General features: G+C 56.5%; 25 protein-coding genes. 23 read left to right on the plus strand and 2 right to left on the minus strand.

Annotation, left to right across the window (positions count from 1 at the left end):
- The first annotated feature begins 3 nt into the window (after positions 1 to 3).
- The 12 genes from ruvB to OGM61_07465 all read left to right on the plus strand — a co-directional run bounded on the left by ruvB (position 4) and on the right by OGM61_07465 (position 11,318).
- Positions 4 to 1,044: a Holliday junction branch migration DNA helicase RuvB gene (ruvB, locus tag OGM61_07410; GenBank protein UYI83682.1), complete on the plus strand. Its 1,041-nt coding sequence runs from the start codon at positions 4 to 6 to the stop codon at positions 1,042 to 1,044.
- 107 nt (positions 1,045 to 1,151) lie between these two features.
- Entirely contained in the window at positions 1,152 to 1,772 is a 621-nt protein-coding gene (locus OGM61_07415; protein UYI83683.1) for a sigma-70 family RNA polymerase sigma factor, read from the plus strand.
- 46 nt (positions 1,773 to 1,818) lie between these two features.
- Positions 1,819 to 2,097, plus strand: a complete 279-nt coding sequence (locus tag OGM61_07420) for a zinc-ribbon domain containing protein (GenBank protein ID UYI83684.1) — start codon at positions 1,819 to 1,821, stop codon at positions 2,095 to 2,097.
- 87 nt (positions 2,098 to 2,184) lie between these two features.
- Complete coding sequence (locus OGM61_07425; protein UYI83685.1) at positions 2,185 to 2,388, plus strand: DUF1858 domain-containing protein; 204 nt, start codon at positions 2,185 to 2,187, stop codon at positions 2,386 to 2,388.
- 62 nt (positions 2,389 to 2,450) lie between these two features.
- Complete coding sequence (locus tag OGM61_07430) at positions 2,451 to 3,140, plus strand: class I SAM-dependent methyltransferase (GenBank protein ID UYI83686.1); 690 nt, start codon at positions 2,451 to 2,453, stop codon at positions 3,138 to 3,140.
- Positions 3,134 to 3,934, plus strand: coding sequence for a Nif3-like dinuclear metal center hexameric protein (locus OGM61_07435; GenBank protein UYI83687.1), 801 nt, complete (start codon positions 3,134 to 3,136; stop codon positions 3,932 to 3,934). The genes OGM61_07430 and OGM61_07435 overlap by 7 nt, the downstream gene beginning before the upstream one ends.
- An 87-nt stretch (positions 3,935 to 4,021) precedes the next feature.
- Complete coding sequence (spoIVA, locus tag OGM61_07440; GenBank protein ID UYI83688.1) at positions 4,022 to 5,500, plus strand: stage IV sporulation protein A; 1,479 nt, start codon at positions 4,022 to 4,024, stop codon at positions 5,498 to 5,500.
- A 410-nt stretch (positions 5,501 to 5,910) separates the two neighbouring features.
- Positions 5,911 to 6,414 (plus strand): hypothetical protein, encoded by a 504-nt coding sequence (locus OGM61_07445; GenBank protein ID UYI83689.1) that lies wholly within the window; start codon positions 5,911 to 5,913, stop codon positions 6,412 to 6,414.
- A gap of 231 nt (positions 6,415 to 6,645) precedes the next feature.
- Positions 6,646 to 7,842 carry a pyridoxal phosphate-dependent aminotransferase gene (locus OGM61_07450; GenBank protein ID UYI83690.1) on the plus strand — a complete coding sequence of 399 codons (1,197 nt, stop codon included), beginning with the start codon at positions 6,646 to 6,648 and terminating at the stop codon, positions 7,840 to 7,842.
- Positions 7,843 to 7,985: 143 nt separating this feature from the next.
- Entirely contained in the window at positions 7,986 to 8,720 is a 735-nt protein-coding gene (locus OGM61_07455; protein ID UYI83691.1) for an N-acetylmuramoyl-L-alanine amidase, read from the plus strand.
- Positions 8,717 to 10,084: a DNA repair protein RadA gene (radA, locus tag OGM61_07460; GenBank protein UYI83692.1), complete on the plus strand. Its 1,368-nt coding sequence runs from the start codon at positions 8,717 to 8,719 to the stop codon at positions 10,082 to 10,084. The genes OGM61_07455 and radA overlap by 4 nt, the downstream gene beginning before the upstream one ends.
- Before the next feature lie 211 nt (positions 10,085 to 10,295).
- The gene (locus OGM61_07465) at positions 10,296 to 11,318 is read left to right on the plus strand and encodes a tyrosine recombinase XerC (protein UYI83693.1); all 1,023 of its coding nucleotides are present in this window, start codon (positions 10,296 to 10,298) and stop codon (positions 11,316 to 11,318) included.
- A gap of 26 nt (positions 11,319 to 11,344) precedes the next feature.
- Here OGM61_07465 and OGM61_07470 read toward each other — a convergent pair whose 3' ends face one another.
- The gene (locus OGM61_07470) at positions 11,345 to 13,015 is read right to left on the minus strand and encodes a hypothetical protein (protein ID UYI83694.1); all 1,671 of its coding nucleotides are present in this window, start codon (positions 13,013 to 13,015) and stop codon (positions 11,345 to 11,347) included.
- Between the two features lie 43 nt (positions 13,016 to 13,058).
- Entirely contained in the window at positions 13,059 to 13,994 is a 936-nt protein-coding gene (gene fba / locus OGM61_07475; protein ID UYI83695.1) for a class II fructose-1,6-bisphosphate aldolase, read from the minus strand.
- A 160-nt stretch (positions 13,995 to 14,154) separates the two neighbouring features.
- On the opposite strand from fba, the gene OGM61_07480 reads away from it, so the two are divergent.
- The 11 genes from OGM61_07480 to OGM61_07530 all read left to right on the plus strand — a co-directional run bounded on the left by OGM61_07480 (position 14,155) and on the right by OGM61_07530 (position 23,593).
- Positions 14,155 to 15,396 (plus strand): 6-phosphofructokinase, encoded by a 1,242-nt coding sequence (locus OGM61_07480; protein ID UYI83696.1) that lies wholly within the window; start codon positions 14,155 to 14,157, stop codon positions 15,394 to 15,396.
- 111 nt (positions 15,397 to 15,507) lie between these two features.
- Positions 15,508 to 17,106 carry an ATP-binding cassette domain-containing protein gene (locus tag OGM61_07485; protein UYI83697.1) on the plus strand — a complete coding sequence of 533 codons (1,599 nt, stop codon included), beginning with the start codon at positions 15,508 to 15,510 and terminating at the stop codon, positions 17,104 to 17,106.
- 3 nt (positions 17,107 to 17,109) lie between these two features.
- Positions 17,110 to 18,783: a 23S rRNA (uracil(1939)-C(5))-methyltransferase RlmD gene (rlmD, locus tag OGM61_07490; GenBank protein UYI83698.1), complete on the plus strand. Its 1,674-nt coding sequence runs from the start codon at positions 17,110 to 17,112 to the stop codon at positions 18,781 to 18,783.
- A 119-nt stretch (positions 18,784 to 18,902) separates the two neighbouring features.
- On the plus strand, positions 18,903 to 19,724 hold the full coding sequence (locus OGM61_07495) for a ParA family protein (GenBank protein UYI83699.1): 822 nt from the start codon (positions 18,903 to 18,905) through the stop codon (positions 19,722 to 19,724).
- Positions 19,681 to 20,607, plus strand: a complete 927-nt coding sequence (locus OGM61_07500; GenBank protein ID UYI83700.1) for a ParB/RepB/Spo0J family partition protein — start codon at positions 19,681 to 19,683, stop codon at positions 20,605 to 20,607. Before OGM61_07495 ends, OGM61_07500 begins: the two co-directional genes overlap by 44 nt.
- A gap of 12 nt (positions 20,608 to 20,619) precedes the next feature.
- A complete protein-coding gene (locus OGM61_07505; GenBank protein ID UYI83701.1) occupies positions 20,620 to 20,895 on the plus strand; it encodes a DUF5720 family protein in 276 nt (91 codons plus the stop codon).
- Positions 20,896 to 20,924: 29 nt separating this feature from the next.
- Entirely contained in the window at positions 20,925 to 21,110 is a 186-nt protein-coding gene (locus OGM61_07510) for a hypothetical protein (protein ID UYI83702.1), read from the plus strand.
- Positions 21,111 to 21,176: 66 nt separating this feature from the next.
- Positions 21,177 to 22,046 carry a DUF6017 domain-containing protein gene (locus OGM61_07515; GenBank protein ID UYI83703.1) on the plus strand — a complete coding sequence of 290 codons (870 nt, stop codon included), beginning with the start codon at positions 21,177 to 21,179 and terminating at the stop codon, positions 22,044 to 22,046.
- Positions 22,047 to 22,080: 34 nt separating this feature from the next.
- Entirely contained in the window at positions 22,081 to 22,827 is a 747-nt protein-coding gene (locus tag OGM61_07520) for a BRO family protein (protein ID UYI83704.1), read from the plus strand.
- 22 nt (positions 22,828 to 22,849) lie between these two features.
- Positions 22,850 to 23,161, plus strand: coding sequence for a DUF5720 family protein (locus tag OGM61_07525; protein UYI83705.1), 312 nt, complete (start codon positions 22,850 to 22,852; stop codon positions 23,159 to 23,161).
- 12 nt (positions 23,162 to 23,173) lie between these two features.
- Positions 23,174 to 23,593: a DUF4313 domain-containing protein gene (locus OGM61_07530; GenBank protein UYI83706.1), complete on the plus strand. Its 420-nt coding sequence runs from the start codon at positions 23,174 to 23,176 to the stop codon at positions 23,591 to 23,593.
- Positions 23,594 to 23,673 lie beyond the last annotated feature (80 nt).

Here is a 23,673-nt window from a genome sequence, read left to right on the forward strand (position 1 = left end):
TATATGAGTATCAGTTTTTCCGAGGACGCCCAGCAGGAGGTCGTCACCTCTTCCTGCGTGCTTCCGGAGGATTCCGGCGAGGGCTCTCTGCGCCCGCGGCTGCTGAAGGATTATACCGGTCAGGAAAAAGCGAAAGAGAACCTGCAGGTCTGCATCGACGCGGCGCGCCTGCGCGGCGAGCCGCTCGACCACGTGCTGCTCTACGGCCCTCCGGGGCTTGGCAAGACGACGATGGCCGCCGTCATCGCAAACGAGATGGGCGTGAACATGCGCATCACCTCTGGCCCGGCGATCGAAAAGGCCGGCGATCTGGCGGCGCTGCTGACCAACTTGCAGGAACATGATATTCTCTTCGTGGACGAGATTCACCGCCTCAACCGCGCAGTCGAGGAGATCCTTTACCCCGCCATGGAGGACTACGCGATCGACATCATCATCGGCAAAGGGCCGTCGGCCAATTCGATCCGGCTGGATCTGCCGCGCTTTACGCTCATCGGAGCGACCACGCGCGCCGGACAGCTGACCGCTCCGCTGCGCGACCGCTTCGGCGTCAATCTGCGTCTGGAGCTCTACAGCCCGGCCGAGCTGCAGAAGATCGTAGAGCGCAGCGCCGGTATCCTCAAGGTGGAGATCGACAGTGCCGGCGCGTATGAGATCGCCTCGCGCTCGCGCGGCACGCCGCGCATTGCCAACCGTCTGCTCAAGCGCGTGCGCGACTATGCGCAGGTGCGCGCCGACGGCGTCATCACCAAAGAGGTCGCCAACGCCGCGCTGCTGCGCCTGGAAGTGGACGAGATGGGCCTCGATGCGACGGACCGGCGGATGCTGCGCAGTATCATCGAATTCTATCACGGCGGGCCGGTCGGCCTGGAAACGCTCGCGGCGACGATTGGCGAAGAGGCCGTGACGCTCGAGGACGTCTATGAGCCGTATCTGCTGCAGCAGGGCTTTTTGACGCGCACGCCCCGCGGCCGCTGCGTCACACGCCGTGCTTATGAGCATCTTGGCCTGGAATACATCGGCCAGCAGGAGATAGATCTCTGAAAAAAGCGCTGAATGTCATCGAAACGTGCATTTTGTACAAAAATGTATTGACTTTTCAACGTTTTTAGTTATAATTTGTTTTGAGTGGTATTGGAGTTTTGAAGGTTATGATGGATGATTCCAAACTGTCTGATGCAGAGCTGCTGGCACTGGTGAGTGCCGGGAATGCCGACGCGGAGGAAGCCCTCGCAGAGCGCTACAGCCGCCTGGTGCGCATTTGCGCGCGGCCGCTTTTTCTCATCGGCGGTGACAGCGAGGATCTCATTCAGGAAGGAATGCTTGGCCTGCTCTCTGCCATCCGGCAGTATGACCCGGCATCCAATGTGCCTTTCAAAGCGTTTGCAGAGGTTTGTATCAGCAACCGCATTTACAGTGCCATCAAGTCCGCTTCCAGACAGAAGCATTCTCCGCTCAACAGCGGCATTTCCCTAGACAGCATCCTCTCAGAAGAATCACAGACCCAGGCGTCCAGCTATCCGGAAGCAAATTGTCGTGTTACTGAGGAGCAGGTTCTGGCCAGAGAGAGTGAACAAGAGCTATTGTCCGCATTTACCCGGTATTTGTCAGCGTTTGAAGCGCGGGTGCTTCGGCTGTATCTGTCCGGCCTTTCCTATGCCGAGATGGCGGCCGAGACGAACAAACCCGAAAAATCCATTGACAATGCCGTGCAGCGGATCCGCCGCAAACTGGCGCGGCTCCCCAATTTCAGCGACTTCAGCAAGAGCTGAACGCAATATAGCCGAGAGGCAAGTTTTTCAAAAGAGAGGATTTATCATGTTCGAAGACAAAACGTTGAAGTGCAAAGAGTGCGGCGCAGAGTTCGTTTTCACCGCCGGTGAGCAGGAATTCTATGCGGAAAAGGGCTTCCAGAATGAGCCCCAGCGCTGCAAGGCCTGCCGTGACGCGCGCAAGAACGCCGCCCGCGGTCCCCGCGAGTTCTTCACTGCTACCTGCGCTGCCTGCGGCGGCGAGGCCAGAGTTCCGTTTGAGCCGAAGTCTGACCGTCCTGTCTACTGCAGCGAGTGCTTCGCGAAGATGAGAGAGCAGCACTAATCAGCAGATAAACTGGTTAAAATGATTGGGGCGCTTCGTGCGACCCAATCATTTTCTCACAAGCAAACTACCGGAGGTAAAAAGATTATGTTTGAAATTTCCAGAGATACGATGATTTCGGAGATCCTGTCCAATGCGCCGGAGGCCATGCCCGTGTTCCAGAACATCGGCATGCACTGCCTCGGCTGCGCCATGGCCAGTGGCGAGACGCTGGAGCAGGCTTGCCTTGCACACGACGTGGATCCGGACGAGTTCCTCGAGCAGCTGCGCACCTATCTGGAGAGCCTGTAAGATACAGACATGGATCAAAAGCCGGCGGTACGCCGGCTTTTGGCGTTTCCGAAGGAGTATGTATGGATTCCATTCGTCTATCACCGCGGCTGCAAATGGTCGCGGACTTCGTGCCGCCGTGCGCCTGCGCTGCGGATATCGGTACAGATCACGGATATTTGCCGGTCTGGCTGCTGCAAAATGGAGTCGTTCAAACGGCCATCGCGGCCGACATCCATGTCGGTCCGCTTGCCAATGCGCGGAAGTCCGCCGCCGCTTACGACTTGGAGGAGCGCGTTCGGTTCGTGCAGGCGGACGGTCTGCAATTTCCGGACGCGCAGGCAGCGGATGTCATCACCATTGCCGGCATGGGCGGGGAAACGATCTGTGCGATCCTGACGGCCACACCGTGGCTGCGGCAGGGAAAACGGCTCGTTTTGCAGCCGCAGAGCAAAGTGCAGGAACTGACGGACTGGCTCTGGCACAACGGTTTTACGATCGAGGACGCAGCCCTCTGCCGCGATGCCGGCAAGCGCTATCTTGCCCTGCGCGTGCTTGGACAGCCGGCCGGGCAGACATACACGGTGGAGCGGCTGCTGCTTCGCCGCCGCGATCCGCTGCTGCCGGAGCACCTCACAGAAGAGATCCGGCGGCAAACGCGCGCACGCGCCGGCATGGCGCTTGCAAAGCAAACGCCGGCGGCGGAACTGGCAGCGATCGACGCGCGGCTCTCGCAGCTGCAAACCTGCCTGAAGGAGGTACAGACATGGTAATTATCAATGACATCTACGCTTTCTTAAATGAGATCGCGCCGGTGCGGTATCAGATGGATTTTGATAACGCCGGTTTTCTGGTCGGTGACGGCGGAACTGCGGTAAAAAATGCGCTGCTGGCGCTGGACATCACAGACGCCGTGATTGCAGAAGCGATCGAGCTGCGCGCGCAGCTCATTGTTTCGCACCACCCGCTCATCTTTACGCCGCTGCGGCACGCGACGACGGATGATCTCGCCGGACGCAAGGTGCTGACCATGGCGCGGCACGGCATTTCAGCCATCTGTATGCACACGAATCTGGACATTGCCGACGGCGGCGTCAATGATGCGCTCATGGCGGCGCTGGGCGCGGAGGTCACGGGCGGCCTGGAGCCGGCCGGTACGGCGGCCGACGGGCGCACGCTTACCTGCGGACGTGTAGGGAAGCTTCCGAACCCCATGACCATGGCGGAATTTCTGCCCTATGTTGCCGGACGTTTGCACGTCAACGGGCTGCGGTATGTGGACGGTGGCCTGCCAGTGGAAAGAATCGCGGTTTGCGGCGGCTCCGGCGGGAATATGCTGGATCTGGCGGCTGCGAAGGGCTGCGACACCTTCGTGACGGCAGACGTGAAGTACAACCGCTTCCTCGCGGCAAAGGAGCTTGGCATCAACCTGATCGACGCCGATCACTTCTGCACGGAAAATGTGGTCATCCCGGTCCTGCAGGAGAAACTTCAGCGGCAGTTCCCGGATGTTACATTCACCGTCAGTCAGGTGCTCCATCAGACCGCACAGACATATTGTCCATAACGTATGCCGCCGGCACGCTGCCGGCGGCATATTCTCGTCCCGGACCTCATACAGTTTTGGTAAGACTGATGAGGAGAGGACGACAGAATGGACAATTCTTCAATTTACGCAGACATTGCCGCCCGTACCGGCGGGAATATTTACATCGGCGTTGTCGGCCCGGTACGCACCGGGAAATCGACCTTCATCAAACGCTTCATGGAAACGCTCGTGCTTCCGAATATTTCCGATGATTACGTGCGGGAGCGTGCGCGCGACGAGCTGCCGCAAAGCGGATCCGGCCGGACGATCATGACAGCTGAGCCGAAGTTTGTCCCGGAGGATGCCGTCTCGATCGAGCTGGATGCTTCCGTGCGCGCCTCCGTGCGGCTGATCGACAGCGTTGGATATATGATCCCCGGCGCAAACGGTCAGTACGAAAACGGGGAAGAGCGTCTGGTCACAACGCCGTGGTACGATCACGAGATCCCCATGCGCGTGGCGGCGGAAGAGGGAACGCGCAAAGTTATCCGCGAGCACTCGACGATCGGCATTGTCGTCACGACCGACGGCAGCGTGACCGAGCTCGCGCGGGAGGACTATGCCGCGGCAGAAGCGCGCATCGTTGCAGAGCTGCAGGACATCGGCAAGCCGTTTCTCATCCTGCTCAACACGGCCGATCCGGCGGGGGAGGCCGCACAGACATTGGCGGCTCAGCTGCGCGAGCAGTACGATGCCGCCTGCCTGCCGGTCAACTGTCTGGAGCTGACGGAGCAGGATATTCTGGAGATCCTGCGCTCGGTATTGTATGAATTCCCGGTCACAGAGGCTTGCTTCCGTATGCCGGAGTGGATGGACGTCCTGGCACCCGAAAATGAGACAAAGCAGCAGCTCTATGCACTGCTGCGCGAACAGATGCCGTCACTGCACCGCCTGCGTGACGCACGGCGCGCGGCGCAAGTGCTCGCAGACAGCGAACTATTGGAAGCGGCGGACGTGGAAAACGTCTCTGTGGACACCGGGGCCGTTTGTTACGTGCTCACATTTCCGCGCGCGCTGTACTACAGCATCATCAGCGAACAGGCGGGCGTTTCCCTGCGCAGTGATGGGGAGCTCATCTCGTTTCTGGCGGAAATGGGGCGTATCCAGGCTGACTATCAGCACATCCGCGGCGCACTGGAGGACGTGCGCAGCAAGGGCTACGGGGTCGTCATGCCGTCGGCCGGTGATCTGCAGCTTGCAGAGCCGGAGATCGTCCGCAAAGGCGGGCGCTACGGCGTCCGGCTCAAGGCCAGCGCAAAAGCCATTCACATGTTCCAGACTACGATCGAGACAGAGGTCTCGCCGGAGATCGGCGGAGAGAACGCATCGAGCGAGATCCTCGGCTTCCTGCTGCAGGGCTTTGACGGGGATGTCGAGCAGCTCTGGCAGTCCAATATTTTCGGCAAGCCGATCTACACGATCGCACAGGAGGGCGTGGAGGAAAAGCTCAGCTGCCTGCCGACGAAAGCGGTCGGAAAGCTCCAGGAAACTTTGCAGCGCGTGGTCAATGAGGGCAGCGGAACACTGATCTGTATTATTTTGTGACAGGAGCTCTGTCTGGTGTCCGGGAACCGGCTTGCAGACGCTTTTTTTGAGAATAGCAAATCGTTATAACAGGCATCCGGCGTTTTGCCGGATGCCTGTTTATGTTGTCCCTGTCCTTGATTTCAGGATTTGTGTCTTGAAATCAAGAATCATGATGATTCTTGAATTTGCACTGATGCAATGGTAAACTGTGGTCATGGAAGTCTCTCGAGTTCGTGTATGACGACGGCAACCAGCCGTTCGCCATGATCTACAACGACGGCTCGACCTCTTAATGCAGTCTTCAGGGCTGGCCTTACAAAGATCAAAAGGCATCAGGCTAAACGTATGTCTAGTCGTGTAATGCGGAAAGGCTTTTTCTCTCTCGTCGTAGGCGGTGTGCACATGAGTGCATGGCGCGGGATTCGCCCATGGTGAACGTGATGCAATATAATATTGATTCAATTATCAGAAGCAAACCAGCATGGATTTTTTATTTACTCTTGATTCAAGCCTTAATTGTAATAATGGCGATTAAGGGTATGCAATTTGTTCTAAAAAAAGAAAGCAGTATTTTCGCGTGGAAGATTAAAGACAGGCCAAAGCATTGGAAGACTTACGATTTGATAGCGAAGGTGATTATAACTGCGGGGTTGGCTTTCTTGGTCATCACTTACACGCTTCCATTTACGCTGGATATTCCACGTCTACTGACGGGAACGGAAGAGCGTGCGACAGTTATTATTGTAAGCGGGTATGACTACAGTAAAGAGAATGAGGCTGTTTTACCTCCTTTGGTGAGAGTACAAAATGTAGAAGATGAAACGGAGTTTAGAGTGTACCTTTTCCATGGTGAGATAGACGCAGGAGAATACATACAAATTGAATATCTTCCGCATTCAAAGCATGCACGAGTAATCCAGAAAGATGGATAAGTGGTCATTATGATGCGTACAACCGTCAGCACACAACCACAGATCATTATCGTTGTCTGCTGTATCACGCTGCGTCTTTGTGTATATCGGCGGACGGTGCAGTAGATTTTTTCTCAAACCGGCAAAAATGACGCGGATTCCGGCTGGTGTTTTGTGTAAGGTTTGCGTTGTTTTCTTCACAATGCTGTGGTAAACTATGGGCAAGAATTCTAAAGAAAACGAGGGATGTTTATGAAGGCACTTTCCAAAATTGCTGCCGGCGTGAGCCCGTCCGCAACGCTGGCCGTCAGCGCTCTGGCCAAGAAGATGAAAGCAGAAGGGAAGGACGTTATCGGCTTCGGCGCCGGTGAGCCCGATTTTGCCACGCCCGACCGCATCAGTTATGCCGGTGTGCGCGCGATCTGCGACGGAAAAACGCGCTACACCCCGGCGGCCGGCATGATCGAGCTGCGTCAGGCGATCTGTGACCGCGCCAAGGCGGATTACGGTCTGGAATACGAGCCCACGCAGGCAGTTGTCGCCAGCGGCGCCAAGCATATGGTCTACATTGCGCTGGCCGCTCTGGTCGACCCGGGCGACGAAGTCATCGTCCCGGCCCCGTACTGGGTCAGCTATTATGAGATGGTGCGCCTGTTCGGCGGTGTGCCTGTGGTCGTCAATGTCAGTGAGGAGCAGGGCTTCCAGCTCACGCCGGAGCAGCTCGAGCACGCCATCACAGACAAGACGAAGGCCATCATTCTCAATAACCCCTCCAACCCGACCGGCGCTGTCTATCCGAAAGAGGCGCTCAAGGCTGTCGCCGATGTCTGCGTCAAGCACGACCTGTATATCATCTCGGATGAGATCTATGATAAGCTCGTCTATGACGGCGTGCCGTTCACCAGCGTCGCCGCGCTCAGTGACGAGATCAAGGCACACACGATCCTCATCAACGGCGTCTCCAAGACCTATGCCATGACCGGCTGGCGTATCGGCTATTCTCTGTCTCCGGCGCTGGTGGCCAAGGCTATGACCAATTACCTCAGCCACTCGACCGGTGCACCGGGCACGATGTGCCAGTGTGCGGCCATCGAGGCGCTCTCCGGCCCGCAGGACGAGGCGGAGCAGATGCGTAAGGTGTTTGAGCAGCGCCGCGACCTGATCGTGCGCCGCATCAACGCCATGCCCGGTGTCAGCTGCCTGAAGCCGAGCGGCGCGTTCTACGTCATGATGAATCTCGAGCAGATCCTCGGCAAGCAGATCGACGGTCAGGTCATCGGCAGCGGTGATGATTTTGCAAAGCTGCTGCTGGAAAAGAGCCTGGTCGCGGTCGTGCCGGGCAGCGGCTTCGGCGCACCGAATTTTGTGCGCCTGAGCTATGCGATCTCGACGGAAAACATCGAGACCGGCATGGATCGTCTGGAAGGCTTCCTGAAGCAGCTTCAGTAACTCACAATATTGAGAGGCGCGCGGTTCGACCGCGCGCTTCTTTTTCTGTGCTTTGGTTGACGCGCCGGGCACAAAATGGTATCCTGAGAGCATGTCATAAGCGTCCGTTCCCGCCGCATACCATAGCAAGAGGGGGGAGCGCCGTGACAAAGTTACTCTATCAGCGGATCCTGGTCGTGCTGCTGGCGTTGATCGTGGTGTTCGGCGGCTGGTTTGCCGCCGACTGGCAGCTCCGGCGCGCGGAAGCAGCCGCAAACTGGACCGATCCAAAGCGGGTCCTGATCCTTGACGCCGGTCATGGCGGGGAGGACGGCGGGGCAGTGGCACCAAATGGGACGGTCGAGGCGGATATTAACCTGCAGATCGCGCTGCGCGCACGCGCGATCGCGGAGCTGACCGGCATTGAAGTCGTCATGACACGCGACAGCCCGGATATTGCATATCCGGACAATGCCACCACGATCGCCGAGCGAAAGAAAGCCGACCAGCACCAGCGCGCAGAACTGATCCGAAAAACGGATAACGCCGTGCTCATCAGCATCCACCAGAACTGCTATCCGGATCGCAAACCGTCAGGCGCGCAGGTACTGTATGCGGCGAGCGACGGCAGCGAAGCGCTCGGCACACAGATCCATGACAATCTCGTTGCATATCTTGACCCGCAAAACCGGCGCGTCGCGGCGCCGATCTCGGAGAAGATCTACCTGATGCGGGAAGTGAAATGTCCCGCAGTGCTGGTCGAGTGCGGCTTTTTATCCAATGAATCCGAGTGTACAAAGCTCAAGGACGGCGGCTACCAGACCAAACTGGCGGCCGTGATCATCGCGTCCTACTTACAATACCGGCAGTCTCTGCCGCAAACAGGAATGGTTACATGAAAGCAAAATCGAGTACAAAAACCGTTTTTTATTGCTCCGAATGCGGCAATGAGACGGCAAAATGGATGGGGCAGTGCCCGGCATGCGGCGCATGGAACACGCTGGTCGAGGCGCCGAAAGAACCCAAAATGTCTCTCGGCACGCGCGCAAAACGTATCGCACAGCCAAAACTGATCTCGGAACTGGACGCCGAGGAAGAACTGCGATTTTCCACCGGGATCGGGGAATTTGACCGCGTGCTCGGCGGCGGCGCCGTGCGCGGCTCGCTGGTTCTGGTCGGCGGCGCGCCCGGCATTGGCAAATCCACGCTGCTGCTGCAGCTCTGCGGCCGCATCAGCGAGCAGGAAACGATCCTTTACGTCTCCGGCGAAGAGAGCCAGCGCCAGCTGAAAATGCGCGCGCAGCGCCTCGGCGTTGATCACGGCAGCATCTATGTGCTGGCGGAAACGGACCTGAACACCGTTCTCGCCACGATCGACGACCTGCAGCCGACCGTCCTGATCGTAGATTCCATTCAGACTATGTACGACGCCGAGACGGCCTCGACGCCCGGCAGCATCAGTCAGGTGCGCGAGTGCACGATGCGCATCATGCGCTCGGCCAAGGACAGCGGCTATACGGCATTCGTTGTCGGCCACATCAACAAGGAGGGCAGCATCGCCGGCCCGAAGGTGCTCGAGCACATGGTCGACTGCGTGCTGTACTTCGAGGGCGATCAGAGTATGTCGTACCGCATTTTGCGCGCGGCAAAAAACAGATTCGGGTCAACCAACGAGATCGGCGTCTTCGAAATGGAAGATTCCGGGCTTCGAGAGGTAACAAACCCATCGGAAATGTTACTGTCCGGACGTCCGACCAACACGCCGGGCACTTGCGTCGTCGGCGTCATGGAGGGGTCGCGCACGGTGCTGGCCGAGGTGCAGGCTCTAGTCACGCCGTCGGGCTACAGCGGCGCGCGCCGGAACGCCAACGGCATCGACTATAACCGCGCCATGCTGCTGCTGGCCGTGCTGGAAAAGCGTGCCGGTTTTTCGCTGTCGAGCTGCGATGCGTACATCAACGTCGTCGGCGGTCTGCGGCTGGACGAGCCGGCCACGGATCTGGCGGTCATTCTGGCAATCGCATCGAGCTATAAGGATCTGCCGGTCGGCAGCGATCTGGCCGCCGTCGGTGAGGTCGGCCTGTCCGGCGAGATCCGCTCCGTGAGCCATTTGAATCAGCGCCTGTCGGAGATCGCACGGCTGGGATTCCGGCGCTGCATCATCCCGGCGCACGTGCGCGATGATGTGCAGAAGCAAAACGGCCTGCAGACGATCCCGGTCAAAAACATCCGGGAAGCGCTCAAGGCTGTGTTCGGTGCGTAGATCTTTCGATTTCAGCTGCGAGAAAGCGCACGATGAAAAAATGAGAAAATAGCGCAGAAAACAGCCGAAAGACGCTTATCGTGCTTTTCGGCTGTTTTCTCCTCCTCTGAATTCGGCAAAATTTTTATTTTGCCGAATTATTTGTGGATTTCGTCAATAGACACTGCCCCTTACTTCTGGTATGCTCTTATTAGAATTTGAGGTGTTGGCTATGGATTATTCAGATGCGCCGCAGGTGCTGCGCGACTTTTTGATTTATCACGAAACGATCTGCGGGCATTCCAAGGCGACGGTCGACCAGTATTATCTCGACCTGCGGATGTTTCTGCGATTTTTGAAGCTCGACCGCGGGCTCGCGCCGCGCACGGCGGAATTGGACGAGATCTCCATTGCGGATGTGGATCTTTCCTTCCTGCGTGCCGTAACGCTCACGGAGGTTTACAGTTTTCTGGCCTATCTGTCGCGCGACCGCGTCAGGCAGCCGAATGCGCACGAGCCGGAATACGGCTTGAGCGCCAGCTCGCGTGCGCGCAAGATCGCCGCGATCCGCAGCTTCTTCAAATACCTGACCGTGAAAGCGAAGCTGCTGGAGGAAAACCCGGTGCAGGATCTCGACTCCCCGAAGATACCAAAAACCCTCCCCCACTATCTCACACTGGAAGAAAGCAAGCGGCTGCTGTCCGTTGTGGATGGGAAAAACAAGGAGCGCGATTATTGCATTCTGTGTATTTTTCTCAACTGCGGTCTGCGTATCTCGGAGCTGGTCGGCTTGAACCTGCAGGATGACCACGGCGACAGCCTGCGCATCCTTGGCAAGGGCAGCAAAGAGCGTGTTGTCTACCTCAACAACGCCTGCCGCGAGGCGCTCGACCGCTATCTGGCTGTGCGCAGCGAAATCGCGCCGCCGCGCACGACGGCCATGTTTCTCTCCAACCGGCGCACGCGCATCAGCTGCGATTCCGTACAGGTCATGGTTAAGAAAAACCTGACCCGTGCGGGACTGGACGCCAGCCAGTATTCCACGCATAAACTGCGGCATACCGCCGCTACACTGATGCTGCAAAACGGCGTGGATGTGCGCACGCTGCAGGAGGTGCTCGGCCATGAGCACCTGAACACCACGCAGATCTACACCCACGTAGACAACGATCAGCTGCGCACGGCTGCAGCGGCAAATCCGCTGGGAGAATTCTCTCCTGACGAGAAAACGGCGAAAAAAATCTCCGATTCCTGAAAACAGGGATCGGAGATTTTGCTTGCTTATTTGGATTTGACCTTCGGCAGGTAATCGCGGACGCGATGATGCGGCTTATCGAAGCCGAACGCACGGATCGCCATCAGCAGCGTGCCGAGCGCGGCAGCGCCGTCCAAAACGGCGGCGAACCACAGCGTACAATAGCCGAGCTCTGCCATCACCAGCAGCAGGACCTTCACGACCACGCCGATCGCCAGATGCTCGCGGCAGATGCCCTCGACCCAGCCGGCCGTCTCGATCGCCTCCGGCAACAGGTACGGATCCTGGCTTGTGAGCAGGATATCGGCGTCAAACCGCTCGTCGCTCTCCTCCGGGATCACGCAGGCGTCCAGATCTGCCGATGAGTGCTCCGGATGTGCCGTGCAGCGGCGGTCATAATACAGCAGCAGTTCCCCGTCGCTCAGGTTCTCCACCTGCTGCGACAGGATCTGTTCCTTTTCCGCCCCGCTGCGCTTGCAATAGAGGTGATCCGCCTTGAGCTCTTTTGCATTCTCTGCAACGGAGTCGTTGCTGGCATTGCTGAAGAGCGTGATCGTGTGCACGCCCAGCGCACGCAGCTCTTTGAGCGCGGGCTTCGTGTCCGACTGCACAACTTCCTGCAGCAGGATCTTGCCTGCATACTGCTCACCAACGGATACATAGACCACATAGCCGTCTGTCAGGTCTGCATCCGGGATGTCCACACCCTTGAGGATCATCAGCTCACGCGTGCCGACGCAAACGCGGGTCGATTCAATGTAAACCTCCACGCCGCTCTCGGGAATATCCACCGCGCGGGAGAGATACTGCGTGAGAATGGGGCCGCTGTAGGCAGCGCAGATCGCGCGCGCCGTGCGGCTGTTCGAGCAGGACTCCGCATTGGCCGCCAGTTGCAGCAGGGCCTCCGGCGTCAGCTGACTGGATTTCACGCTGATCACCTTCGGAAGCTGGCTGTCCCCTTTCCCTTCATCGACTGCAACCGCACGCACGGCGTTGAGCGCGCGCATGCTGCGGCAGCTGCGAAACAGCACGTCGCAGCGGTATGCACCGTTGACGGCACTGTACCACACCAGCGGCACAGAAATCAGCAGCGCACACGGGGTGGAAAGAAAGAGGACGATCATGGCGGCATGAATTGCCCGGGAAACCGTTGCGACCTTGAGCACGATCTCCAGCACGGCCACCAGCACCGCAATGCACAGACCGGCCGGTGCAAGATAGCCGATCCACTTCGGGGCGGCGAATTCAGCCGGAGAATGGATCTCCCCGCCGACGGCGGCTTCCAGCGTTTTCTGCGCATGCACCGTAACGACCGCGATCAGTATCGACATGACCCGGTACACGAGCAGGAAAACGGCGGCATCCACCGGCTGCCCGACCGCCATCGTACCGATCACGCACACGATCACGATCACCGCGGGCCGGAACACCTGCCGGTCCAGAATGCAGGCGATCGCAGATGCAAGGTAGTCATACCCGGCGGCGAGCGCGGACAAAGCCAAAAGGATATACTGCACCACCGTGTTGTGCACCAGTGCGCCGATGACGCACAGTATCAGCGCCGCAGCAAGACGCACGATCAGCACAAGATACAGTCCCGTTTCCGGAAACAGGCGCAGCGTTTTCCAATCATAATCCGGCCGGTCGGCAGCAAAACAGCTCGCAGACAGCCGCATCAGAAGTTCCTGAAAATTCATGGGAGTTCCCCCTGTTCTGACTGAGCCGTATACAGACAGCAGCTCAGGCTTTTCCGTCGCAGCCGAGCACATCGACGATCTTGTGCTTGACAAGCTGCTTGATGTTTTCCCGCGCGGGGCCGAGGTACTTTCTCGGGTCAAACTCTGCCGGGTGCTCGGCAAGATACTTGCGGATCGTGCCGGTCATGGCCAGACGCAGGTCAGAGTCAATATTGATCTTGCACACGGCCAGGCGCGCTGCCTGACGCAGCTGATCCTCCGGCACACCGATCGCACCGGGCATAGCGCCGCCGAACTCGTTGATCATCTGTACGTATTCCTGCGGCACGGACGACGAGCCGTGCAGCACGATCGGGAAACCGGGCAGCCGCTCGGAGACTTCCTCAAGAATATCGAAACGGAGCTGCGGCTTCGTGCCGGGCTTGAACTTGTAAGCGCCGTGGCTCGTGCCGATGGCGATCGCAAGCGAATCGCAGCCGGTGCGCTCGACGAATTCCTGCACATCCTCCGGGCGCGTATAGGACGAATCCTCGGCCTTGACCTTGACATCGTCCTCAATGCCGGCCAGCGTGCCGAGCTCTGCCTCCACGACGGCGCCGTGTGCGTGCGCATATTCCACGACCTGGCGCGTCAGCGCGACATTTTCCTCAAACGGCTTGGAGGAAGCGTCGATCATGACAGAAGAAAAGCCGTCATCGACACAGGCCTTGCACAGCTCAAACGAGTCCCCGTGGTCCAGATGGAGACAGATCGGCAGGCCGGTTTCGATCACGGCGGCTTCCACCAGCTTGACCAGGTACGTACGGTTGGCATACTTGCGCGCGCCGGAAGATACCTGCAGGATCACCGGCGCGTTGCACTCCTTGGCAGCCTCCGTGATGCCCTGAATGATCTCCATATTGTTCACGTTGAAGGCGCCAATGGCATAGCCGCCTGCATAAGCTTTTGCAAACATTTCCTGAGAAGTTACAATCGACATTGACAAGTCAACTCACTTTCATATATTATGTAGAATGTCAATATGATGCAAAACAAATCATCGGTTCAATTTATTTTACACATGTTTTTAGATAATATCAATAGTGGAATTCAATGTTTCAGTAAAATCTATCAATTCTTTGAATTTATGGAGGTACGTTATGTCCGGTGAATTAAAAGGCGCGTGTATCTTTGGGCAGTCCGGCGGGCCGACTGCAGTCATCAATGCCAGCGCCTACGGAGTGCTCAAGACTGCGTTGGAATCCGATGCCATTACCAACGTTTACGGTGCGGCCCATGGCATCCGCGGCGTTCTGGATGACCGCCTGTATGATATCGCTCAGGAGGATCCGGACGAGCTCCGCCTGCTGCTGCACACGCCGTCGTCGGAGCTGGGCTCCTGCCGCTACAAAATGGCAGACCCGGACACGGACGATACGGATTACCGTCGTATTCTGGAGATCTTCCGGAAATACAACGTGCGCTACTTCTTCTATAACGGCGGCAACGACTCCATGGATACCTGCAACAAGATCAGCCGCTATATGCAGGCGCACGATTGGGACTGCCGCGTGATGGGCGTGCCCAAGACTATCGACAACGACCTCTTCGGCACCGATCACTGCCCCGGCTTTGCGAGCGCCGCCAAGTACATAGCGACCTCCTGCATGGAAGTGTCCAAGGACTGCCGTGTATATGACACCGGCACGATCACGGTCATGGAGATCATGGGCCGCCACGCCGGGTGGCTGGCCGGCAGCGCCGCGCTGGCATCGGCCTGCGGCTCCGGTCCGGATCTGATCTATCTGCCGGAAGTCGATTTTGACATGGAGCAGTTCCTTGCGGATGTGCACCGCATCTACGAGGAGAAAAATAACGTTCTCATCGCTGTTTCCGAGGGCATCCACTACGCGGACGGCTCATTCGTTTCCGAGGCCAAGGCCTCCGCGACCGACGGCTTCGGCCATGCGCAGCTCGGCGGTCTGGCGGCGCGTCTGGCGCAGGTGATCAAAGAACACGAACACGCCAAGGTGCGTGGCATTGAACTGTCGCTGCTGCAGCGCGCGGGCGCGCATCTTGCCTCTCAGACGGATATCGACGAAGCGTTTGCCGCCGGTAAGATGGCTGTCGAGGCGGCGCTCTCCGGCGAGACCGGCAAGATGGTCGCGTTTGAGCGCGTCATGGCAGGCGGTCAGTATGCCTGCCGCATGAAGCTCATTCCGCTCTCCGATGTCGCAAACTATGAAAAGAAAGTCCCGGTGGAATGGATCGTGCCGGAGGGCAACAACGTCACGCAGGACTTTATCGACTATGCCCTGCCGCTCATTCAGGGTGTGCCGGAGATCCCGCTGGAAAATGGCCTTCCCCGCTATGCACGGCTGAAAAAGGTGCTTACAGAATAAACGAAACGCAGAGTCGGCGGAAAATCGCCGACTCTGTTTATTTGTGCTGTTCAAGCGCGGGAAAATATGATAAACTAATTTACTATCTATTGTTACGAAGGAGTTTCCAAAATGATCACTGTTGATGACCTCTCGCTGCAGTACAGCGGAGCCCCGCTGTTTTCCAAGGTGAACCTGCAGTTTACCCCCGGCAACTGCTATGGCATCATCGGCGCCAACGGCGCCGGCAAATCCACGTTCCTGAAGATCCTCTCCGGTCAGCTCGAGCCGAGCACCGGCAGCGTCTATATTGACCCCAAGGCCAGAATGTCCGTCCTCAAGCAGGATCAGACGATGTACGATGCCTATACCGTCATGGACACGGTCATCATGGGCAACCAGCGTCTGTATGACTGTGGCAAGGAGAAAGACGCCATCTACGCCAAGGACGAGATGACGGACGAGGACGGCATCCGCGCCTCCGAGCTCGAGGAGGAGTTTTCCGATCTCGGCGGCTGGGAGGCGGAGTCGGATGCATCCCGCATCCTGCAGGGGCTCGGCGTCGCGCCGGAGCATCACGAGACGATGATGTCCGACATGGATCCGCGCCTGAAGGTGAAAGTCCTGCTGGCGCAGGCGCTCTTCGGCCACCCGGACATTATCCTGCTCGACGAGCCGACGAACAATCTCGACCTTGCGAGCGTCGTCTGGCTGGAAGATTTCCTGATGGATTACGACGGCACGGTGCTCGTCGTGTCGCATGACCGCTATTTCCTCAATAACGTCTGTACGCACATCGTCGATATCGACTACGGCAAGATCAAAATGTACGTCGGCAACTACGACTTCTGGTACGAATCCAGCCAGCTCATGCAGAAGCTCGTCAAGGATCAGAACAAGCGCGCCGAGCAGAAGATCCAGGAGCTGCAGACCTTTATCGCCCGCTTCTCCGCCAACAAGTCCAAGTCCCGGCAGGCCACATCCCGCCGCAAGCTGCTCGAAAAGATTTCCGTTGAGGACATGCCCGCCTCCAGCCGCCGCTATCCGTGGGTCGGCTTCAAGGCGGAGCGTGAGCCCGGCAAGGATCGCCTGTTCGTGACGGATATCAGCAAGACCGTCGACGGCGAAAAGCTGCTCAACCACGTGAGCTTCATCGTCGGCAAGGAGGACAAGATCGCCATTCTCGGCAAGAACGAGCTCGCCGTGACGATGCTCTTCAAGATCCTCATGGGCGATGAAGAGCCGGACGAGGGCACAGTCAAGTGGGGCGTCTCGACCACGCAGGCCTACTTCCCCAAGGATCACAACAGCTATTTTGAAAACTGCGACTATGACCTCATCGACTGGATGCGCCAGTTCTCCACCGATAAGCGCGAGAGCTACCTGCGCACGTTCCTCGGCCGGATGTTGTTTTCCGGCGATGATGTCTATAAGCAGGTCAAAGTTTTGTCCGGCGGCGAGAAAGTGCGCTGCATGATCTCGAAGATGATGCTCTCGGGGGCCAACTTCCTCGTGTTCGACCAGCCGACGAACCATCTCGATCTGGAGAGTATCGCGGCGCTCAACAACGGCATGGCCGCCTTCCCCTACAATATCATCTTCACGAGCCACGACCACCAGCTCACGCAGACGGTCGCCAACCGCATCATTGAGATCACGCCTGACGGCATCATCGACCGCCGCTGCACGTACGACGAGTATATGCACATCGCAGGTCAGGAAGCGGAATAAATCATGGAGCAGCTTGCGAAAAACCAACTGCACACCGCCGAGATCACGGGCTATACGTCCGACGGTGCAGGTGTATGCCACATTGCCGGCCGCGCCGTGTTCGTGAAAGGCGCGCTCGCCGGCGAGACGTGGCAGGTCCGTATCCTGAAGGTGACGGCAAATGCCGTCTATGGCAAGGCAGAGCAATGCCTGTCCCCTGTCCCGGCGCGCACGCAGCCGCCCTGCCCGGTTTACCGCACCTGCGGCGGCTGCAGCCTGCAGCATATGGACTACGACGAGCAGCTGCGCATGAAGCTCCAGCGCGTCAACGATGCGCTCACGCGCATCGGCGGCGTTTCGATGCCGGTACAGGACATCATCGGCATGGAATATCCGCTCTGTTACCGGAACAAGGCGATCTACGCCGTCGGCACGAAAGACGGCCGCGTGGTCAAGGGCTTTTACCGCGCGTCCAGCCATGACATTACGCCTGTGGAGCAGTGCCTGCTCCAGCTCCCGCTCGCGGACAAGGCGGCGCAGGCGGTCTGCGACTGGATGGATCTGCGCGGCGTTGCGCCGTATGACGAAGCCACCGGCCGCGGCACGGTGCGGCATCTGTTCACGCGCTGCGCCATGCACACGCCAGACGCCGTACTGTGCATCGTCTCTGCACGTGGGTTCGGCGCGCAGACGGACGGCCTGATCGCCTACCTGCGCGAGCACTGCCCGGAGCTGACCGGCATCGTGCTCGATGTCAACAAGCAGAAAGGCAACGTTGTGCTCGCGGGAGATTTCTATCCGCTCTGGGGAGTGCCGGAGCTGACCGACCGCCTCTGCGGGCTGACGTTCACGCTCTCGCCGCAGGCGTTTTATCAGGTCAATCCCGTGCAGGCCGAGCGGCTGTATGAGCGCGCGGTGGAATACGCCGTCAACGCGCCGACGGATCAGGTGCTGGATCTGTACTGCGGCGCCGGGACGATCAGCCTGTGTCTGGCGCGAAAGGCCGCGCACGTCATCGGGGCAGAGATCGTGCCGGAGGCGATCGAGAACGCGCGCCGGAACGCGGAGCGAAACGGTATCGAAAATGCGGAGTTTCTCTGTGCCGATGCCGGCGCCGCAGCGGCGGAGCTGGCCCGGCGCGGCGTCCGGCCGGACTGCATCGTGGTCGATCCCCCGCGCAAGGGCATGTCCCCGGAAGCCATCGACGCGATGGTGTCCATGCAGCCGCCGCGCATCGTCTATGTCTCCTGCGATCCGGGCACGCTCGCGCGCGATGTGAAGCAGCTCACACAGCACGGCTACACGCTCACGCAGGCGCTGGCCGTGGACATGTTCCCGCAGACGCCGCATGTTGAGACGGTAGTTCTTTTATCCCACAAAAAAGCCGACAGTTATATCCACATTGATGTGGAGTTTGGAGAGGGCGAGGGCAAGATTCCGGTAGATAGTATTGCTAAAAGAGCCGAAGCGTATAAGCCCAAAGAAAAAGTGACCTACAAAATGATTAAGGAGTACATAGAAGCGAAATACGGCTTCAAGGTACATACCGCATATATCGCAGAGGTAAAGCGAAATTTGGGATTGCCGATGTATGATGCTCCTAATGCGGTAGAAGAATTGAAACAGCCGAGGAAACATCCGACACCAGAAAAGGTAGAAGCAATCAAAGATGCACTTCGTTATTTTGCAGTGATATAAAACTTTACTTACAATCGAATATTTCTTACATAGCCGTTTATTCATTTATTTGAGTAAGCGGCTTTTTTCATCCCTATTTTTCGGAATAGGGATATTTTTTGTAGAAGGAGGAGGTTTATTTGAACACGCAAATCATCGCCATCGCCAACCAGAAAGGCGGCGTTGGCAAAACAACAACCTGTGCGAACTTGGGAATAGGTCTGGCACAGGCCGGAAAGAAAGTGCTTCTGATCGACGGGGACCCACAAGGAAGTCTGACAATCAGCTTGGGAAATCCGCAACCGGACAAGCTGCCATTTACACTGTCGGATGCAATGGGCAAAATTCTGATGGATCAGCCTATACGCCCCGGAGAAGGTATTCTGCATCATGCAGAAGGCGTTGACCTGATGCCTGCGGATATTCAGCTTTCCGGTATGGAGGTTTCTCTGGTAAACGCCATGAGCCGTGAAACGGTTTTACGGCAATATCTGGACACACTGAAGGGACAATATTCCCATATCCTGATTGACTGTCAGCCCTCGTTGGGGATGCTTACGGTCAATGCGCTGGCGGCTGCGAACAGGATCATAATTCCCGTTCAGGCAGAGTATCTGCCCGCCAAAGGACTGGAACAGCTTTTATCTACGGTCAGCAAGGTAAAACGGCAGATCAATCCAAAGCTCCAGATTGACGGTATACTGCTGACGATGGTGGATAACCGCACCAACTTTGCCAAAGAGATTGCTGCTTTGCTGCGGGACACCTATGGAAGTAAAATCAAAGTCTTTGGAACGGAGATTCCACACTCTGTCCGTGCAAAGGAAATTAGCGCAGAGGGAAAAAGCATTTTCGTCCATGACCCTGGCGGTAAGGTGGCAGAGGGGTATCGAAATCTGACGAAGGAGGTGTTGAAACTTGAAAAGCAGCGCGAAAAAAGTAGAACTGGCATCGGTAGATGATCTGTTTTCTACGGAGGAGAGCCGTGCCGATGCTCAGAGAGAAAAAGTAGTAGAAATCCCGCTGTCGGAACTGCACCCGTTCAAAGGGCATCCATTCAAAGTCAAGGATGACGAAGCCATGATGGAGACCGCAGACAGTATCAAGCAGTATGGCGTTCTGGTTCCGGCGATTGCTCGACCGGACCCGGAGGGCGGTTATGAGCTGGTAGCCGGACACAGGCGGCACAGAGCCAGTGAGCTGGCAGAAAAGGAGACCATGCCGGTCATTGTTCGGAATTTGGATGATGATGCCGCCACGATCATTATGGTTGACAGCAACCTGCAACGAGAAAGTCTGCTCCCCAGTGAAAGAGCATTTGCCTACAAGATGAAGCTGGATGCCATGAAACATCAGGGAGAGCGAGTTGATTTAACTTCGTCCCAAGTTGGGACGAAGTTGAGAGCCGATGAAATATTGGCTCAGCAGGCTGGTTCAAGCAGAAATCAAGTTCAGCGCTATATCCGTCTGACAGAGCTGATTCCTGAATTGATGGATATGGTGGATGAAAAGAAGATTGCCCTGAACCCTGCCTATGAGCTGTCCTTTCTCAAAAAGGAGGAACAGGTAGACCTGTTGGACGCGATGGACAGCGAACAGGCTACCCCTTCTCTTTCTCAAGCTCAGCGGCTCAAAAAATACAGTCAGGAGGGGCATCTGACCCTCGATATGATGCGTGTCATCATGGGTGAGGAAAAGAAAAGTGATCTGGACCGAGTGACATTTACCTCCGACACTTTGCGGAAATATTTCCCCAAAAGCTATACGCCCCAGCGGATGCAGGAAACCATTATCAAGCTGCTGGAGGCATGGCAGAAAAAGCGTCAGAGAGACCAGGAACGATGAAAGGAGCCGCCTATGAGGGATATTTCAGCCCGTGAGCTGAAAGGACACAACATTCTCGCCGTAGAGAGGTTTTGGGATAATACCCGCTGGATGATCGAGTTTTCCGTCCTGCGTCCCAGCACTGCTTACGGCAGCCCCGGAGATGAAATGCGGTTGTTTTTGACTGAGGACGGGTATCAGGCCGCCCTGCAAAGCCAACAGCGCCGGGAGATCAAAATCAAGCGTTACGCTCGTGTGATTGAGGGACATATCCTCGATTTCAAACCGGGAAAACGCCGCCGCTCATAAACCCATACAACGAAAGGAAAGGAATGACTATGTGTACGGTAAAGGAAATTCAAGAAGCAATCCGGGAAGATTGCAAATCTCAGCATGACATGGATTCAACGGATATTGACCGCGTGATGCAAACACTTCCTTTCGCCCAGGAGGAGCCATTTACAGAGGCGCGTCCCCAAAAGCCGCTGTTTTGGTTCTATGCAAGAAAATTTGAAAAGCGCTGAACACCGCAATTCTTTGAAATGAGGATTGCGGTTTTTTGTACCCAAAATTCGGAAGGAGTGAGGTCGATGGCCGTTTTTCGCATTGAACGGACCCGTGATTATACCGTGATGAGCAATCATCATTTACGAAATGCAAATCTGTCGTTAAAAGCCAAGGGGCTGCTTTCCATGATGCTGTCTTTGCCAGAGGACTGGAATTACACTACCCGTGGCCTTGCAAAGATCTGTAAGGAAGGCGTGGATGCCATCGGTGCTGCCCTGCGTGAACTGGAAGGAGCCGGATATATCGTGCGCCATCAGAGACGCGATAAAAGTGGGCGGATTACAGATACCGAGTATGTCATCTATGAACAGCCCCAGCCAGATATGTCCCAGCCGGATACGGCTTCACCAGATACGGAAAACCCGGATATGGTAAGACCGGATATGGAAAAGCCCGCAGAATTAAATATAGAGAAATCAAATACAGAAAAATCAATTACTTATGGATCAAGTACCGATTCCATTCCCTTCCGGGAAACAGCGGCGGCAAGACCGCCGGAACGGAAAGGAAGGGATGCGATGTCTGTCACAGAGATAGAAAATTATCGGGAGTTGATTTTGGAGAATATCGAGTATGACTGCTTGAAGCAGCGTTATCCTCTCTACCTGGATGACCTAAATGAGATCGTAGAGCTGTTGGTCGAAACGGTCTGTGCCAAACGAAAGACCACCCGGATCTCTGGGGCAGACTTCCCTCACGAGATCGTGCGTTCCCGTTTTTTGAAACTGGACAGCTCCCACATCGAGTTTGTCATGGACTGTCTGCAAAAGAATACCACCCAGGTACGCAACATGAAGCAGTACCTGCTTGCAGTGCTGTTCAATGCGCCTACCACCATGAACAATCACTTCACTTCATTGGTCAACCACGATATGCACGCAGGCGGCTGGTAAAGGCCGCCTTTTATCATGCAAAAGGAGGCACGACATGAACCAGATGGAAATTTTCAAAAACCCGGAGTTTGGCAGTATCCGGGTCATCGAAGAAAACGGCAAATACCTGTTCTGCGGAACGGATGTGGCCGCTGCGCTGGGGTACAGCAATCCCCGCGATGCAATTATCCGCCATTGTAGGTATGTCGTGAAACGCGACGCACCTCACCCACAAAGCCCCGACCGCAAAATCAGTATGACTTTTATCCCCGAAGGAGATTTGTACCGCCTGATCGTTCACAGCAAATTGCCATCGGCAGAGCGGTTTGAACAGTGGGTATTCGATGAGGTCCTGCCTACTATTCGTAAGCACGGGGCCTATCTCACAAAAGAGAAGCTGTGGGAGGTTGCCACTTCCCCGGAGGCTCTGATGAAGCTCTGCTCAGACTTGTTGGCTGAGCGTGAAGCGAATATTTCTCTGCGTAAGGAAAATGCACAGCTGGAGGGCAAAGCCGCTTTCTATGACCTGTTCATCGACTTAAAGCACAGCACCAATCTCAGGACTACCGCCAAAGAGTTGGATGTCCCGGAGCGCCGGTTTGTTCGGTTTCTGATAGAACGGCGGTTTGTGTACCGCACGGCATCCGGCAATGTGCTGCCTTATGCCAATGTGAAAAATGCAGGGCTGTTTTGCGTCAAAGACTACTGCAACCACGGTCATACCGGTTCCTACACGCTGGTCACGCCCCAGGGCAAGCTCTATTTTGCTCAGCTGCGGGAGATGATCTTGCTGGTCTCATAAGAACGGACAGGAAGTGGGTTTTATGCAGGAAGGCAAAACAATCGGGCAGCTGATGGAGGAAATGCGCCAGAAAGCCGGGGCGCAGAACTATCACGGTCATGACTACATGGATCTCCAGCGATTTGCGGAGAACACCCGGCACATGATTATTTTTGATGTACTGACGCATGACTCCCCGGTTGGCTGGAAAGGAGAACGCACCCGCCTGTTTTTGTCAGATATAGGCTATGAAAAAGCTCTGGACAGTCAGGCAAATGGGCAGATCAAGATTCTCAGCCATGCAAAGGTCAGAAATGGAGATTTGTTTTATGACCACAAAGAACAGATACGATAGGAGGAATCCGATATGAATGAGGAAAAGAAAGTACCCTTTAAGTGGGAATATGGGGAAGAAACCATATCGCTGCAACTTGGAATGTATGCGAATAATCAGCGGCTTTATATCGGCATGATTACCCATACAGAAGATGGAGCAGAGGCGTTTGCAGATATGACGGTGAACCTACCAGGATATTCCCTGGACCCCGGAGAGGCGTTTATTTCCGGTGACATCAGCAAGGATTTGCTGCGATTCATCAAAGAGAACAAATTGGGGAAGGTGCTTCCCTATCAGGTTCAGTCCGGTTATGGAAAATATTCTGCTGTTGCCTTTGATCTGGAGAAGCTGAAGGCATTTGACCCCAAAGGTGCGGCAGAGTTCCGGAAAGAGTGGAATCTGCCGGATAAGAAGCCGGTAAAGAAAAAGAGCCGCGGGATGGAGCGATGAAAAAATACCTCCTCCGGCGGCTGGTGGTTCCGCCTTAGCAAAAAAAGAGATTCCCTGCAAACTTCGTGGAAAGGAGGCGA

The organism is Clostridiales bacterium (assembly GCA_025757645.1).
Taxonomy (GTDB): domain Bacteria; phylum Bacillota; class Clostridia; order Oscillospirales; family Oscillospiraceae; genus CAG-103.